The organism is Planotetraspora mira (assembly GCF_016863275.1).
Lineage (GTDB): Bacteria > Actinomycetota > Actinomycetes > Streptosporangiales > Streptosporangiaceae > Planotetraspora > Planotetraspora mira.
The window spans coordinates 357748-372232 of sequence record NZ_BOOO01000013.1 but is presented as its reverse complement, the minus strand read 5'-3'; the positions used below and the strand labels follow the sequence as shown (position 1 = coordinate 372232).

The window sequence follows — 14485 nt, the reverse complement described above, 5'->3', positions numbered from 1 at the left end:
CGTCCACCCCAAAGTGACAGACAGGGCGTGCTGCCGCCTCGGGGCTCCCGCTGAGTGAGAGTCCCCGTCTACGGCGACTTCGACCGCCTCACAAGGAGCAGCGCGGAGCGGACTCAGGAGCAGCAGCGCGGAGCGGACTCAAGAGGAGCAGCGCGGAGCGGACTCACCGCCACCGCGCTCTCGGCGTCCTCCCGGCGTACCGGACTCAGATCGAACCCTGGCTGCGAGCGGGCAGTCCCTCCTGCTCCGCGATCGAACCCCACAGGGCGACGAACGCGGACTTGGACTTGGTGGCTTTCACCGAGGCCGCGTTTCCGGCGTCGTAGTAGGCATCTCCCTCCGTGGGCCCGGAGCAGCCGTTGGCCTGGTACTTCTTCGCCCATTTCAGGTACGCCGCGTCGGCCTGCTGCGAGGCCGTGAGCGCGTCCACGAGATGCTGCCTCAGCGTATAGCCGCGTGCGAGCGCGTCGACTTTCAGCTTCTTCGCCCGCTGGACCTGTTCGGCCCGCTGGTCGGCGGCCTGCTGGATCGCCGCGATGCCCTGGTCGGCCTTCGAGCAGGGCGGCCGCATCTGGCTGAGTCCTTGCTGGAGCTTGCCCCGGCTGGGCTTGCTCTGGTCGAGGACCTTGTCGATCGCCACGGCCTGCGCGTGCGCGGCGGCGCTCTTCTGCGGTGCGGAGGCAGAGGCGGTGGAGCCGGTGGAGCCGGCTGAGGGGGTGCCGGCGGCCTTGCCGCCATGCACGCCATAGATCGCGAAGGCGGCCAGGACGCCGACCACGACAGCGCCGCCGATGGCCGCGAACGGCTTCCACCGGGCTTCGGGGCCCGTACCCGGCCGACCGGCCTCCATCCCCGCCGGTTCGAACGAATCAGGGCCGGAGAAGGCGGGGCCGAAGGATGCGGGACCCCCCTGGGCCGGGCCGAAATCACCCTGCCCGAACCCGCCTTGTTCGAACCCACCCTGCCCGAACCCACCCTGCCCGAACCCACCCTGCCCGAACCCACCCTGCCCGAAGCCGCCCTGTTCGAACCCACCCTGTCCGAAGCCGCCTTGTCCGAACCCACCCGGACCCGGGCCCATCGGAGCCTGACCCGGCGGACCCGGACGCATCGCACCCGGGCCCATCGGAGCCCGGCCGCCCCCACCCGGAGCCTGCCCGAACCCACCCGTGGCCTGACCCACCGGAGCCTGACCGAACGCCATGGTGTCGCGTAACGCCGTCACATCGCGTACCCACCATTGCCAGTTCGCCGGAGGCTCGGGCCAACCCGGGGCGGGCCCGGTCCAGTTCGGAGTCGGGATCCAGTCCCTGGGAGGAACCGGCCAGCCGGGCGGGGGGTTGAACCGCCACTCGGCACCTGGCTGTGGAGGGATGTTCAAAGCCGCTCACCTAACGGGCAACATTGTTGACCGTTGGGAGTTTAGTCCTATTAACCCGTCCAGATGATCGGCCGGAGCGCGTCAGATCATCGAGCGCATCGGGCCTTGGGGCGGCTCGATGCCGAGTTGGGTCAGCGCCGAGACGTGGAAGACCGCGCCCGGCACGTGAATGGCGTGCGTCAGGCCCACATGAGCGTCACGCCAGAAGCGCTGAATCGGGTTGTCCACACGCATGGCGTTCCCGCCGGACCGGTTGACGATCTCGTCGACCGCCCGGACCGCCCGCCAGGCCGCCTGGACCTGGGTGCGCCGGCTCACCGCCCGCTCGTCGAAGGTGACCTCACGGCCCGCCGCGACGAGGTCGTACATCCGCGAGGCGTTGTCGAGCAGTGCCGACCGCGCGGCCGCGATGTCCGCCGCGGCCTCGCTGATGGCGTAGAGCACGTACGGATCGTCCTTGATCTTGGTGCCGGTGATCTGCACCCGCCCCTTCTGATAGGCCAGGTGGTGGGCGAGGGCGCCTTCGGCCATGCCGATCACGGAGGCGGTGATGCCGAGGGGGAACGCGACGGAGAACGGCAGGTGGTAGGTCGGGTTGGTCAGCCCCGCCTCCCTGGCCGCGCTGCCGTCCACGACCTTCGAGAACGGGATGACCCGGTAGTCGGGGACGAACGCGTCCCTGACGATGACGTCCTTGCTGCCGGTGCCGCGCAGGCCGACCACGTTCCACGAGTCTTCGACGATCTCGTAGTCGGACCGCGGGAGGATCAGGTGCAGCGACTCCGGCGGCTTGGCGACCTTGCCCTCCTCGTCGCCGAGCATGCCGCCGAGGAAGATCCAGTCGCAGTGGTCGGTGCCGGAGGAGAACTGCCAGCGGCCGTTGAAGACGTAGCCGCCGTCGACCGGCCGGGCGACGCCCATCGGCGCGTACGGCGAGGCGATCCAGGTGTCCTGGTTCTCCCCCCAGATCTCCTCCTGGACCCTCGGGTCGGCGTAGGCCATCTCCCAGGGATGCACGCCGACGACCCCGGCGACCCAGCCGGTCGAGCCGTCCAGGCTGGCGATCTTCATGACGGTCTCGGCGAACTCGCGCGGATGGAACTCGAACCCGCCGTGGATCTTCGGCTGGAGCATCCGGATGACGCCGGCCTCGCGCAGCACCTTGGCGGCCTGGTCGTCCAGCCTGCACAGCGTCTCGTTCGCGGAGCCGAGCGCGCTGATCTCCTCGGCCCTCTGGGTGATCGCTTCGAGTACCGGGTTGCCCATGGCTTTTCTCACTTCTTCGCCGCGAGGGCGACTGCGATTTCGATGAGCTGGTCTTCCTGGCCGCCGACGAGCTTGCGGCGCCCGGCCTCGAGCAGGATCTCGGCGCCGGGCACGCCGTACTTCTTCGCCTGGCGGTCGGCGTGCTTGAGGAAACTGGAGTAGACGCCCGTGTAGCCCATGGTGAGCGCCATCCGGTCGAGCAGGCACTCGCCGTCCATGATCGGGCGGACGACGTCCTCGGCGGCATCGATGATCTTGATGGTGTCGATGCCGGTGCGGATGCCGAGCCTCTCGACGGCGGCGGCGAACGCCTCGACCGGCGTGTTGCCCGCCCCGGCGCCGAACCTGCGGGTCGAGCCGTCGATCTGGAGGGCGCCCGCCCGGACCGCGAGGATCGAGTTGGCGACGCCGAGGCCGAGGTTCTCATGGCCGTGGAAGCCGACCTGGGCGTCGGACCCGAGTTCGGCCACGAGCGCGGCGACCCGGTCGGAGGTCTGCTCCATGATCAGGGCGCCCGCCGAGTCGACGACGTACACGCACTCGCAGCCCGCGTCCGCCATGATCCGGGCCTGCCGGGCGAGGACCTCGGGCGGCCGGCTGTGCGCCATCATCAGGAAGCCGACCGTCTCCAGGCCCAGCTCTCTGGCCAGCCCGAAGTGCTGGACCGAGATGTCCGCCTCGGTGCAGTGCGTGGCGATCCTGCAGATGCTCGCGCCGTTGTCGGCGGCCTCCCGGATGTCGTCCTGGATCCCGAGACCGGGCAGCATGAGGAACGCGATCTTCGCCCGCGTCGCGGTCGCGACGGCGGTCTTGATCAGCTCCTGCTCGGGGGTGTGGCTGAAGCCGTAGTTGAACGACGATCCGCCTAGCCCGTCGCCGTGCGTCACCTCGATCACCGGCACGCCCGCGTCGTCGAGCGCGGCGACGACGGAGCGGACGTGCTCGACGGTGAACTGGTGTTGCTTGGCGTGCGAGCCGTCGCGCAGCGACGAGTCGGTGACCCGGATGTCCAGGTCGGCGCTGTAGGGCATGGGGGTCGATCTCCTTGTGGCTGGGAGTCCCTGGTGACTAGGTCCGCGCGAGGCCCTCGCCGACCTTGGTGGCTGCGGCGGTCATGATGTCGAGGTTGCCGGAGTAGGGCGGCAGGAAGTCCCCCGCGCCCTCGACCTCCAGGAACACCGCGACCCTGGCGAGGCCGCCGCTCACGGGCGTGGGGTCGTCGAACTGCGGTTCCGCGCGCAACCGGTAGCCGGGCACGTACGACGCCACGGCCCCGACGACGTCCCTGATCGACGCGGCGATCGCGTCCGTGTCGGCGTCGGCGGGGATCGCGCAGAAGACGGTGTCCTGCATGAGCATCGGCGGCTCGGCAGGGTTGAGGATGATGATCGCCTTGCCCCTCCCCGCGCCGCCGATCGTCTCGATGCCCCGGCCGGTGGTACGGGTGAACTCGTCGATGTTGGCGCGGGTCCCCGGGCCTGCCGACGGGGAGGCGACGCTGGCGACGATCTCGGCGTAGGACACCTCGGTGACCCGCGAGACGGCGTGGACGACGGGGATCGTCGCCTGCCCGCCACAGGTGATCAGGCTGACGTTCGGCGCGTCGAGGTGGGCGCCGAGGTTGACCGCGGGCACCACCGCCGGCCCGACGGCGGCGGGCGTCAGGTCCACCGCCCGGATGCCGAGGGCCTCGTACCTGGGCGCGTTCTCCCTGTGCACGTACGCCGAGGTCGCCTCGAAGACGATGTCGGGCCGTTCCTCCTGGGCGAGCAGCCACTCGACGCCCTCGGCGGAGGCGATCAGGCCCGCGGCGTCCGCCCGTTTCAGCCCGGGGCTGTCGGCCTCGACGCCGATCATCCAGCGCGGCTCGATCAGCTCGGAGCGGAGCAGCTTGTACATCAGGTCGGTCCCGATGTTGCCCGAACCGACGATCGCGGCGGTCGCCTTGGTCACTGCTGTCTCACCCTCATTCGAATCGAGCGGTCACGGACCCGAGCCCGGCGAACTCGGCGCGGAAGGTGTCGCCGGGGCGCACGTCGACGGCCCTGGTGCAGGACCCGGGGAGGATGACGTGACCGGCCTCGAGTTCCACCCCGAAGGCGGCCACCTTCCTGGCCAGCCAGGCCACGGCGGTGGTGGGGTTCCCGAGGACGGCGTTGGTGTTGCCCCGGGCGATCTCCGTGCCGTCCTGGTAGAGCACGGCCTCGACGTCCGCGGGGTCCAGGTCGGCCGGGCTCACCCGGGCGGCGCCGAGCAGCACGCCGGCCGAGGACGCGTTGTCGGCGATGGTGTCCGCCAGTCCGATGCGCCAGTCCTTGACGCGGCTGTCGATCAGCTCGAGGCTCGGCACGACGTACTCGGTGGCGGCGAGCACGTCCTCCTCGGTGCACCCCTCGCCCGGGAGGCTCGCCCCCAGCACGTACCCGATCTCGACCTCGATCCGGGGATGGCAGTACCTGCCGGCCTCGACGGGGACGTCCTCCGACAACACCATCGTGTCGAGCAGGTGGCCGTAGTCGGGCTCGTCGACGCCCATCATCCGCTGCATCACCAGGGAGGACAGCCCCACCTTGTGCCCGTACACCCGGGCCCCGTCGGCGAGGCGGCGGCGGATGTTGACGAGCTGGATCTCGTAGGCGTCCACCACGTCGATGCCCGGGTAGGCGTCGGTCAGCGGCTCGATCGGCACCCGGTCCCGCTCCGCCGTCCACAGCCGTCCGGCCACGGACGCTCGCTGCGCCCCGTCCAGCATCCAGTCCTCCTGCGATCGGCCCTCGGGATTTCCACGGTTCCAGTCACGGCTCCCCGCCGGTGCGCGCTTTCCCGCTCAGTGGGAACCGGCAGGAACGCGGGGCGGGTTCAGCCGTCGTAGGTGACCTTGAGCCGCTCGCTGACCGGGATCGCCTGGCAGGACAGGATCAGGCCGTCGGCGAGGTCCTGCCTGTCGAGCACGGTGTTGCGCTCCAGCGTGACCTCGCCCTCGAGCAGCACGCAGGCGCACGCGCTGCAGGACCCCTCCCGGCAGGAGAACGGCGCGTCCATCCCGGCGTCCAGGAGCACGTCGAGCAGCTTGTTGCCCGCGGGCCAGGCCAGCGTCCTCGTCTCACCGTCCAGCTCGACCTCCACCGTGCTGACCGGGCCGGACACGTCGATGACGACCTCCGATCCGGCGAACGGGTCGGTGGCCAGCGACTCGAAGCGCTCCACGTGGATCCGCCCGCCGGCGAGTATCCGCGTGGCGAGATCCATGAACGGTCCCGGCCCGCAGACGAACGCCTCCCGCCCGGCGTACGGCCGGACCACGGCGGCGAGACCGGCCGCGGAGGGCAGGCCCTGCACCGACTCCAGCCAGTGGACGACGGTCAGCCGCTCACCGTACTCGGCGGTGAGCGCGACGAGTTCGTCCCGGAAGATCACCGATTTCTCGTCCCGGTTGGCGTAGACGAGGGTGACCGCCGCGGTGCCGGCGCGCAGACACGACTTGAGGATCGACATGACGGGCGTGATGCCGCTGCCGCCCGCGAGCAGGAGCAGGTCGTCGTCGAGCGAGGCGGGGGTGAACGTGCCCGACGGGCGCAGGATCTCGAGCAGATCGCCCTCGGTGACGTTGTCGCAGATCCAGTTGGACCCGTAGCCGCCCCGCGTGCGCTTCACGGTCACCTTGAGCTTGTCGTCGCACACCGGCGAACTGCTGAGGGAGTAGCAGCGCGCGGCGCCCTCCGGGCGCGTGGTGGGCACCCGGACGGTGAGGAACTGGCCGGGCCGGTAGCCCAGCCGGGAGTGGTCGCCGTCGGCGGGCTCGAGAACGAGCGAGTGGGCGTCGGAGGTCTCGCGGATGACCTCGACGACCCGCACCATGAGCGGTCCCTGCTGCGTCATCTAGCGGACCGCGCCGCGTGCCCGCTCGACCGGGCGCGTGCCGCCGCGTGCCGTGCGGCGATGTATCCGAAGACGATCGAGGGGCCGATCGTGGCACCCGGACCGGCGTATTCGTTGCCCATCACCGAGGCCGAGGTGTTGCCCGTGGCATACAGGCCCTCGATCACCGACTCGTCCGACCGCAGGACACGGCTGTGCTCGTCACAGACCAGCCCGCCCTTCGTGCCGAGATCCCCGACCTCGATCCGGAACGCGTGGAACGGCGCCCGGTCGATCACATCGAGGTTCGGATTCTTCAGCGTCGGGTCTCCGTAATACCGGTCATACGCGCTGTCACCGCGGCCGAAATCCTCGTCCTTGCCCGCCTCGGCGAACCGGTTGAACCGCTCCACGGAGTCAGCCAGAGCATCGGCGGGGACACCGATCTTGCCGGCGAGCTCGGCGATGGTGCCGGCCTCGAACGCCACACCCTTCTCGTAGAAATCCTTCGGGATCGGCGCCCCCGGGAGGATCTGCGCGAACGGATAGCGGCCCCTCGCCTTGGCGTCCATCACGAACCACGCCGGAACGTGCCCGCCCGCCAATTGGTCGTGCACGAAGTTCACGTACGGCGAGGACTCGTTGGTGAACCGCCTGCCCTCCGACGACACGATGATCGACGGCGGGATGCACCGCTCGGACACCAGCGGGATGGTCGCGCCGGCGGGATGCCGCACGGACGGCATCCACCAGGCGTCGTCCATCAGGTCGAGTGCGGCACCGAGGCGCTCCCCGGCCAGGATGCCGTCGCCGGTGTTCTCCCTGGCGCCCATGCCGAAGTCGGCCTTCCCCCCCTCGGGCAGGTGTTTCGCGCGCAACTCCGGGTTGTGGTCGAACCCGCCCGTCGCCAGCAGCACGCCGTACCTGCCGCGGATCTTGACGGTCCCGCCGTCGCGCCGGGCGACGATGCCGGTGACGGCGCCGTCGTCGCCGGTGACGAGATCGGTCATGGGCGCCTTGAGCCAGAGCGGGACGCCCGCGTCCTTGAGCGCCATCCGCAGCCGGGCGACGAGCGCACGCCCGCCGGTGGCCATGTGCCGGCGGCGGACGACGTTGGACGAGACCCGCCAGGCCGCGATCACCGAGGCCCAGCGGCCGCGCCAGGTGCGCTTGACCATGGCCAGGTCGCGGTAGTCCTTGGCGGTGATCCACAGGCCCAGTGGGCCCTTCATGCTGTTGGGACGCTGGTGTTTCTCGTCGTCGCCGAGCTTGCGGGTGTCGAACGGCAGAGCCTCGATCGAGCGGCCCTGCGGGCGCCCGCCCTCCAACTCCGGGTGGTAGTCGGCGTAGCCCTTCACCCAGAAGAACCGCATCCACCTGCTCCTGCCGAGCAACTTCATCGCGGCGGGTCCGTTGTCCACGAACGCGTCGAGCCGTGCGGCCGGCACCCGGCCCTCGGTCAGCAGGTCGAGATAACGGCGGATCGACTCACGGCTGTCGTCATGGCCCTTCGCCCGCAGGGTGGGGTTGTTGGGAATCCAGATGCCGCCGCCGGAGATCCCCGTGCTGCCGCCGTACTTCCCGCCTTTCTCGACCACGACCACGGACAGGCCGCTGTCCTGCGCGGTCAGCGCGGCGGCCATGCCGCCCGCGCCGCTGCCGACGATGACGAGATCGAATTCGTGGTCCCACTCGCTCACTGGGCGTCCTTCCTCGTCAGGAAGCCGAGCACGACGCTCTCCCAGGCGGCCTTCTGCTCGATCATCACCCAGTGACCGCAGTCGGGGAAGATGTGCAACTCGGCGTCGGGGATCGTGCGCATCGGCAGGATCGCCATGTCGACCGGGCTCACCCGGTCGTCACGGCCCCACGTGATCAATGTCTTGGCCTTGAGCCTGTGCAGCATCGCCCAGTACGGCGGAGCGTCCGAGCGGGCGAACGCCGCCGTACGAGCCGCGGACGCGGCCCTGCCGTACATGCGGCGCGCGCCGGCCAGCGTCGCCGGGTCGGTGGCCTGGGCCCAGCGCTCCTCGATCAGCTCCTCGGTGACGAGCGCCGGGTCGTAGACCATGGAGTTGAGCCACCGGACGAGCGCCTCCCTGGTGGGCTCCTCGGTGAACTCCATGAGGAGGTTGATGCCTTCACCCGGGCCGGGGCTGAACAGGTTCCTGCCGATGCCGCCGATGGTGACCAGCCTGCGCACGCGGTCGGCACGGGCGATCGCCAACTGGGCGGCCACGACGCCGCCCATGGAGTTGCCGATCACGTCGACCTGCTGGAGCCCGAGCCCGTCGAGGAAGCGGATCACCGCGCCGTTCGCGGCCACCATGGGGTGCTCGCCGGTCGGGTCGCTGACTCCGAACCCGGGGAACTCGAGGACCAGGCAGCGGAAGTGGTCGGCGAACACGGGCAGGTTGCCGCGGAAGTTCCGCCAGCCGGTGACCCCGGGACCCGAGCCGTGCAGAAGCAGCAGCGGCGGGCCCTCACCGGCCTCGTGATAACGCAGCACTCCCTGGTCGGTCGCGAGCTCACGCGCCGTCGACTCGTAGGTCAGCTCCGTGGTCATATCGCCCCAGTCATAGGAGGGTCGGCTCCCGGGGACGGTAATCGACGTCACCGGCCCGCCGTGATGATCATCCCGATGAGCGAGACCCCCGGGGCCCGCCGCCGGCGGCGCCGGGGTGCGCGGGCGGCGTCCACTCAACGGGATCCGCCGTCGGCCGGGAACAGCCCGGGGCTTAACGTCGTTTTGCAGACGCCGCGACGCGGCGGCTGAGACGCCGAACTCGAGGTGACCGCATGACAGCTGAGCCCGCCCTGACGACACACCCTGTCGGCGTGGCTCCGCCCACGCCCGCGGAGTTCCGCCGCGCGATGGGAATGTTCGCGAGCGGCGTGACGATCGTCACCGGGATCGACGACGGCGGGCCGGTCGGCTTCGCGTGCCAGTCGTTCGCCTCGGTCTCCCTCGAGCCTCCGCTGATCCTCTTCTGCGCCGATCACAACGGCCGCACCTGGCCGAGGATCAGGAACTCGGGACTCTTCTGCGTCAACGTCCTGGGCGAGGAGCAGGTCGACATCTGCGGCCGGTTCGGCTCCAGCAAGGGGAAGAAGTTCGACGGGCTCGGCTGGCACCCGTCCCGGTGGGGCACCCCCGCGCTGCCCGACGTGCTGCTCAGGATCCACGCCGAGGTGCACGACGTGCATGTGGCGGGAGACCACGACGTGGTGATCGGCCGGGTGCTCGAACTGGAACAGATCACCGAGCAACGCCCGATGCTCTTCTTCCGCGGCCGGTTCGGCGTCGACGGCCACGAGCCCCCCGTGCAGCCCGCGCTCGCCAACCTCTGGGGCTGGGGCGACCACTGGGGGTAACCCCACAGCCGTGGAGGATCAGAGCCAGTCGCCGTCCTGGCCGACGGTGAGGAAACGGTTCATGCTCTCGGAGGACCACGTCCGGTCCGGCGCCCTCCTGGCCCGGCGAGATCGCCGCGGCGAGTCGAGATCGGGGAAGAAGGCCAGCGAGGCCTGCCGCGCGGCGTCCACCACGAGAGGGGCGACCTTCTCCAGCGGCATGCGCGCGTCGCCCACCAGGGAGATGCTCGCCACCGGCCCCTCATGCCCGCGGATCGCCGCCGCGACGCAGGCGATGTTCGGGAAGCACTCCCCCCGTTCGAAGGCCAGCCCCCGGCGCTGCCTGATCCGGTTGAGCTCCTGGTGCAGGGTGCCGATGTCGCCGATCGTGCGGCTGGTCAGCCGGCTGATGGAGCGGCCGACCAGCGCCTCGACCTGCTCCGGCTCGAGCCAGGCGAGGATCGCCTTGCCCAGCGCCGTGGAGTGGGCGGGAGCCCTGCCTCCGACGCGGGAGGGCACGGACAGGGCGAACCGGCCGCCGACCTTGTCCAGGTAGAAGACGTCCGACCCGTCGAGGACCGCCAGGTGGACGACCATCCCGGTCTTGATCTGGAGGTTGTGCAGCAGCGGCGCGGCGGCCTCGCGGATCTCGCCGTGGCTTCCGTTCCTGCCGCCCAGACCGAGCGCGCGCCGCCCCAGGCTGTATCCGAAGGACGTGTGGTCGAGCCAGTCCAGCCGTACGAGCTGGTCGAGGATCCGGTGCGCGGTCGAGCGTGGGAGGTGGGTGGAGCGGGCCACGTCCTCCAGGGTGAGGCGGGTGGAGCGGCCGGCGAAGGCATCCATGATCAGTGTCATCCGCTCGACCATCGAGAGCGGCAGCTCCCGCCGTGCGGGTGTCGTCGGTTCGGGCTCGGCGCTGAGGGCGGTCATCGAACCTCCCGAAACTGAAATGAATTCTTGCCGTGGAATCTAGCAACGGCATGGGCCCGAGGGAAGGGGCGCGGGTTCACCGTGCCTCCCGGGGCAGGCCGAGCACACGCTCGGCGATGATGTCGCGCTGGATCTCGTTCGAGCCGGCGTAGATGGTGTCGGCTCGGGAGAACAGGTAGAGCCGCTGCACGTCGCTCAGGTCGTACGGCCGGCCGTCCGCGACCATGCCGGCCGCCCCGAGCACGTCAATGGCCAGCTCGCCCAGCTCCCGGTGCCAGGTGCCCCACACGAGCTTGGAGATGGACGACTCGGGCCCCGGCGCGCCCGCCGCGACGCCCGCCATGGTGCGGACCGCGTTGAGCCGCATGACCTCCAGGCCGATCCAGGAGCGGACGAGCCGGTCGCGCAGCAGCGGGTCGGCGACGGCCCCGGTCTCGCGGGCCAGTTCGATGACGCCCTCGAGCTCCCCGCGGAAGCCCACCTGCTGACCGAGGGTCGCCACGCCGCGCTCGAAGCCGAGGGTGGCCATGGCGATCCTCCAGCCGTCGCCGGGCGCGCCCACGATGTTCGCCCCGTCGGTCAGGGCCCCGTCGAAGAAGACCTCGTTGAACTCGCTCGTCCCGGTCATCTGGACGATCGGCCTGACCTCCACGCCGTTCTGCCGCATGGGCACCAGCAGGTAGGACAGCCCCCGGTGGCGGGTGGATCCGGGCTCCGTCCGGCAGATGACGAAGCACCAGTCGGCCTCCGTCGCGAGGGACGTCCACACCTTCTGGCCGCTGATCCGCCACCGCCCGCCGTCGAGCGCCGCACGGGTCTGCACGTTCGCCAGGTCGGAGCCGGCGCCGGGTTCGGAGTAGCCCTGACACCACAGCTCCTCGACGGCCACGATCGGCGGCAGGAGGCGCCGGCGCTGCTCATCCGTACCGAACGCGATGATCGTCGGGCCGAGCAGGTTCTCGCCGATGTGGTTCACCCGGGCGGGAGCCCGCGCGAGTGCGTACTCCTCGTGAAAGACGACCTGCTCTTCGATGCTCGCGTCACGCCCGCCGTACCGCTCGGGCCAGCCGAGGCAGGTCAAGCCGGCGGCGGCCATGTGGCGCTCCCAGGCGAGGCGGACGTCGAACGCCTCGTGCTCGCGGCCCGGCCCGCCGAGCCCGCGCGCACCCGCGAACTCGCCCGTCAGACCGTCCTCGAGCCAGGCTCTGACCTCGCGCCTGAACGCCTCGCCGCGACTCACGACTGATAATCTACCAAACAGTTGTTAGGCATAAATAGAGCACCGTCGCCGGACTCTTGGGGCCGCCGTGATCACGACCGTCGAGCAGGAGGAGCTGCGCCGCACCGTGCGCGCCGTCCTCGGGCGCAACCCGCCGGCCCGGCCCGCGCCCGACGCGGATCCCGGTTACGACGAGACCGCGTGGCGGCTGCTCGCGGAGCAGGTGGGCGCCTTCGGGCTCGCCGTGCCCGAGGCCTACGGCGGGGCGGGCGGCACGGCGATGGAGACCCACGTGGTGTGCGAGGAGCTGGGCCGCACCCTCACTCCGGTGCCCTATCTCGGCTCGGCGGTCCTCGCCACCGAGGCGCTGCTCGCGTGCGGAGCCGTGGAACCGCTGCCCGGCCTGGCCGACGGCAGCCGTGTCGCGGCGTTGGCCTGGGCGGAGAGCGGGACATGGGACCCGGCCGCGATCCGGGCCCACGTGGAGGACGGCAGGCTGACGGGGGTGAAGGATCACGTGCTCGACGGCGCACGCGCGGACCTGTTCGTCGTGCCCGCCAGAACGCGGGACGGCGACCTGGCCGTCTACGTCGCGGAGCCTTCCACTCCGGCCGTGCGCGTCGAGCCGCTGGCCACGCTCGACCTGACCAGGCCCCAGGCCCGCGTGACCTTCGACGCGGCCCCGGTGAGGCTGATCGGCGCCGACGGGCACCGCGTGCTCGAACGGCTCATCGCGGTCGCCGCCACCGCCATCAGCGCCGAGCAACTCGGCGGCGGCGAGCGCTGCCTGGAGATGACGCGGGATCACGTGAAGACCAGGGAGCAGTTCGGCCGGCCGATCGGCTCCTTCCAGGTGATCAGGCATCGGCTGGCCGACCTCTACGTCCTGGTCGAATCCGCCCGTTCGGTCAGCTACGACGCGGCCCGCGCACTCGCCTCCGGCGCCCCCGACCTGGCGGTGCGCGCGGCGACGGCCCAGGCGTACTGCGCCGAGGCCTTCTCCGCGGTGGCCGCCGAGACCGTTCAGCTGCACGGCGGGATCGGCTTCACCTGGGAGCACGAGGCGCACCTGTATTTCAAACGGGCCCACTCCGCCGCCAAGTTGTTCGGCGACGCCGCCTGGCACCGCGCCCGGCTCGGCCCGCTCGTGCTCGGGGGGTGACGGCGACCCGGCGGGAGGCGGCCCACTCCCGGTGAGCCGCCTCAGGCCACGTCGGCCCGGATCAGTCGACCAGGCTCCACTTGCCGTCCTTGAACTGCTGGACGTGCAGTTCCTTGATCGGCGGTCCGTCCAGCGAGGCGTGCAACTCCAGGCCGGGCAGGAGCAGCGGCACCGCGCCGGACAGGCTCTGGATCTCCTGCACGAGACCGTCACGGGTGACGGTCTTCGTCTCCTGGAGGGCCTTGACCAGGGTCGCGGCGGCGCCGTATCCCCAGGCCGCGTTCGGGACGGTCGGGTCCGCGCCGGGAGCGCTCGTCTTCATCCGGGCGATGTAGTCCTGCACGTCCTTGTCCGTCGCCCACTGCTGGTCGTCGGCCGCCTTCACGAACGCGGTGCTGTAGATGCCGTGCGAACCGTCCAGTCCCGAGGGCTTGATCACCTGGTCCACGGAGGAGACCAGGCTGACCAGCAGGTGCTCGGGGTTCCAGCCGAGCTCGGCGGCCTTCGACAACGCCCCCGCCGTCAGCTTCGGGATGGCGATCGCGGAGAACAGCACGTCCGCCTTCGAGGCGGCCAGCTTGGTGACCTGGCTGTCCAGCGTCGGGTCGGTCGCCTGGTACGTCTCCTGCGCGACGATCTTGACCTTGCTTCCCGCGATCCCGGAGGTGAACCCGTTGACGAAGGCCTTGCCGAGGTCGTCGTTCTGGGAGATGACGGCGACGGTCACGTCCTTGTCCTGGGCGGTGAGGAACTTGGCGTAGGCCGCCCCCTCCGTCTCGTAGGTCGGCTGCCAGCCGACCGTGTACGGCTTGGCCTGCTGGTCCTGGCTGAAGACGGCGGCGCCGCTGTGCACGAACAACTGCGGCACCTTCTCGGCGTTCGCCGAGTCCATGATCGCGAGGTTGGGCGCCGTGCCGAACGTCTGGAACAGCGCGAAGACGTTGTCCTGGGTGGTCAGCTTCTTGTAGTTCTGGACGGCGCGGGCCGGGTCGTACCCGTCGTCGTACTTGACGACCTCGATCTTGCGGGTCTTGCCGTCGGACATCTTCACGCCGCCCTGGGCGTTGATCGCGTCGAAGTAGGACTTCGCGCCGTTCATCGCGGCCGTGCCGTTGGCGGCCAGCGGGCCGGACAGCGCGTAGCTCGCCCCGATCTTCACCGTCGTGTCGGTGATCCCGGGCGTCTGCGAGCCGGACGAGGACGTGCCGCCACGCCCGCACGCGGCGAGCGAGAGCACAGCGGCCGCGAGCAGGACTCCGGCCCGGAGAACTCGTGATTGCGCTTGATTCATGTTCAACCCTTTGTAGTAGGTCGC

14 protein-coding genes are annotated in these 14485 nt (G+C 70.6%); 3 read left to right on the top strand and 11 right to left on the bottom strand.

Features of this window, described 5'->3' with window-relative positions:
- Nucleotides 1-205: 205 nt before the first annotated feature.
- The gene (locus Pmi06nite_RS12905) at nucleotides 206-850 is read right to left on the bottom strand and encodes a hypothetical protein (RefSeq protein WP_203953167.1); all 645 of its coding nucleotides are present in this window, start codon (nucleotides 848-850) and stop codon (nucleotides 206-208) included.
- A gap of 96 nt (nucleotides 851-946) precedes the next feature.
- On the opposite strand from Pmi06nite_RS12905, the gene Pmi06nite_RS12900 reads away from it, so the two are divergent.
- Nucleotides 947-1216, top strand: a complete 270-nt coding sequence (locus tag Pmi06nite_RS12900) for a hypothetical protein (protein WP_203953166.1) — start codon at nucleotides 947-949, stop codon at nucleotides 1214-1216.
- 246 nt (nucleotides 1217-1462) lie between these two features.
- Here the strand turns inward: Pmi06nite_RS12900 and Pmi06nite_RS12895 are convergent, their stop codons facing one another.
- The 7 genes from Pmi06nite_RS12895 to Pmi06nite_RS12865 form a co-directional block, all read right to left on the bottom strand.
- A complete protein-coding gene (locus tag Pmi06nite_RS12895) occupies nucleotides 1463-2647 on the bottom strand; it encodes an acyl-CoA dehydrogenase family protein (RefSeq protein ID WP_203953165.1) in 1185 nt (394 codons plus the stop codon).
- 8 nt (nucleotides 2648-2655) lie between these two features.
- Nucleotides 2656-3678 carry a 4-hydroxy-2-oxovalerate aldolase gene (dmpG, locus tag Pmi06nite_RS12890; protein ID WP_203953164.1) on the bottom strand — a complete coding sequence of 341 codons (1023 nt, stop codon included), beginning with the start codon at nucleotides 3676-3678 and terminating at the stop codon, nucleotides 2656-2658.
- Between the two features lie 37 nt (nucleotides 3679-3715).
- The gene (locus Pmi06nite_RS12885) at nucleotides 3716-4600 is read right to left on the bottom strand and encodes an acetaldehyde dehydrogenase (acetylating) (RefSeq protein WP_203953163.1); all 885 of its coding nucleotides are present in this window, start codon (nucleotides 4598-4600) and stop codon (nucleotides 3716-3718) included.
- Nucleotides 4601-4613: 13 nt separating this feature from the next.
- Nucleotides 4614-5399, bottom strand: a complete 786-nt coding sequence (locus Pmi06nite_RS12880) for a 2-keto-4-pentenoate hydratase (RefSeq protein WP_203953162.1) — start codon at nucleotides 5397-5399, stop codon at nucleotides 4614-4616.
- Nucleotides 5400-5506: 107 nt separating this feature from the next.
- Complete coding sequence (locus Pmi06nite_RS12875; RefSeq protein WP_203953161.1) at nucleotides 5507-6526, bottom strand: ferredoxin--NADP reductase; 1020 nt, start codon at nucleotides 6524-6526, stop codon at nucleotides 5507-5509.
- Nucleotides 6523-8205, bottom strand: coding sequence for an FAD-binding protein (locus Pmi06nite_RS12870; protein WP_203953160.1), 1683 nt, complete (start codon nucleotides 8203-8205; stop codon nucleotides 6523-6525). The genes Pmi06nite_RS12875 and Pmi06nite_RS12870 overlap by 4 nt, the downstream gene beginning before the upstream one ends.
- Nucleotides 8202-9071, bottom strand: a complete 870-nt coding sequence (locus Pmi06nite_RS12865) for an alpha/beta fold hydrolase (RefSeq protein ID WP_203953159.1) — start codon at nucleotides 9069-9071, stop codon at nucleotides 8202-8204. Before Pmi06nite_RS12865 ends, Pmi06nite_RS12870 begins: the two co-directional genes overlap by 4 nt.
- Before the next feature lie 233 nt (nucleotides 9072-9304).
- Between Pmi06nite_RS12865 and Pmi06nite_RS12860 the strand changes: the two genes are divergently transcribed.
- Nucleotides 9305-9880: a flavin reductase family protein gene (locus tag Pmi06nite_RS12860; RefSeq protein ID WP_203953158.1), complete on the top strand. Its 576-nt coding sequence runs from the start codon at nucleotides 9305-9307 to the stop codon at nucleotides 9878-9880.
- Between the two features lie 18 nt (nucleotides 9881-9898).
- Here the strand turns inward: Pmi06nite_RS12860 and Pmi06nite_RS12855 are convergent, their stop codons facing one another.
- A complete protein-coding gene (locus tag Pmi06nite_RS12855; RefSeq protein ID WP_203953157.1) occupies nucleotides 9899-10789 on the bottom strand; it encodes an IclR family transcriptional regulator in 891 nt (296 codons plus the stop codon).
- 76 nt (nucleotides 10790-10865) lie between these two features.
- Complete coding sequence (locus Pmi06nite_RS12850; protein ID WP_203953156.1) at nucleotides 10866-12029, bottom strand: acyl-CoA dehydrogenase family protein; 1164 nt, start codon at nucleotides 12027-12029, stop codon at nucleotides 10866-10868.
- Nucleotides 12030-12096: 67 nt separating this feature from the next.
- Between Pmi06nite_RS12850 and Pmi06nite_RS12845 the strand changes: the two genes are divergently transcribed.
- Nucleotides 12097-13170, top strand: coding sequence for an acyl-CoA dehydrogenase family protein (locus Pmi06nite_RS12845; protein ID WP_203953155.1), 1074 nt, complete (start codon nucleotides 12097-12099; stop codon nucleotides 13168-13170).
- Nucleotides 13171-13231: 61 nt separating this feature from the next.
- On the opposite strand, the gene Pmi06nite_RS12840 is transcribed toward Pmi06nite_RS12845, so the two are convergent.
- Nucleotides 13232-14461 carry an ABC transporter substrate-binding protein gene (locus tag Pmi06nite_RS12840; protein ID WP_203953154.1) on the bottom strand — a complete coding sequence of 410 codons (1230 nt, stop codon included), beginning with the start codon at nucleotides 14459-14461 and terminating at the stop codon, nucleotides 13232-13234.
- Nucleotides 14462-14485 lie beyond the last annotated feature (24 nt).

Excerpts from the sequence above, each read along its gene's own strand:
- Pmi06nite_RS12905 (WP_203953167.1), bottom strand. The coding sequence starts at position 850 with ATGGAGGCCGGTCGGCCGGGTACGGGCCCCGAAGCCCGGTGGAAGCCG.
- Pmi06nite_RS12895 (WP_203953165.1), bottom strand. The coding sequence starts at position 2,647 with ATGGGCAACCCGGTACTCGAAGCGATCACCCAGAGGGCCGAGGAGATC.
- dmpG (WP_203953164.1), bottom strand. The coding sequence starts at position 3,678 with ATGCCCTACAGCGCCGACCTGGACATCCGGGTCACCGACTCGTCGCTG.
- Pmi06nite_RS12880 (WP_203953162.1), bottom strand. The coding sequence starts at position 5,399 with ATGCTGGACGGGGCGCAGCGAGCGTCCGTGGCCGGACGGCTGTGGACG.
- Pmi06nite_RS12875 (WP_203953161.1), bottom strand. The coding sequence starts at position 6,526 with ATGACGCAGCAGGGACCGCTCATGGTGCGGGTCGTCGAGGTCATCCGC.
- Pmi06nite_RS12865 (WP_203953159.1), bottom strand. The coding sequence starts at position 9,071 with ATGACCACGGAGCTGACCTACGAGTCGACGGCGCGTGAGCTCGCGACC.
- Pmi06nite_RS12860 (WP_203953158.1), top strand. The coding sequence starts at position 9,305 with ATGACAGCTGAGCCCGCCCTGACGACACACCCTGTCGGCGTGGCTCCG.
- Pmi06nite_RS12855 (WP_203953157.1), bottom strand. The coding sequence starts at position 10,789 with ATGACCGCCCTCAGCGCCGAGCCCGAACCGACGACACCCGCACGGCGG.
- Pmi06nite_RS12840 (WP_203953154.1), bottom strand. The coding sequence starts at position 14,461 with ATGAATCAAGCGCAATCACGAGTTCTCCGGGCCGGAGTCCTGCTCGCG.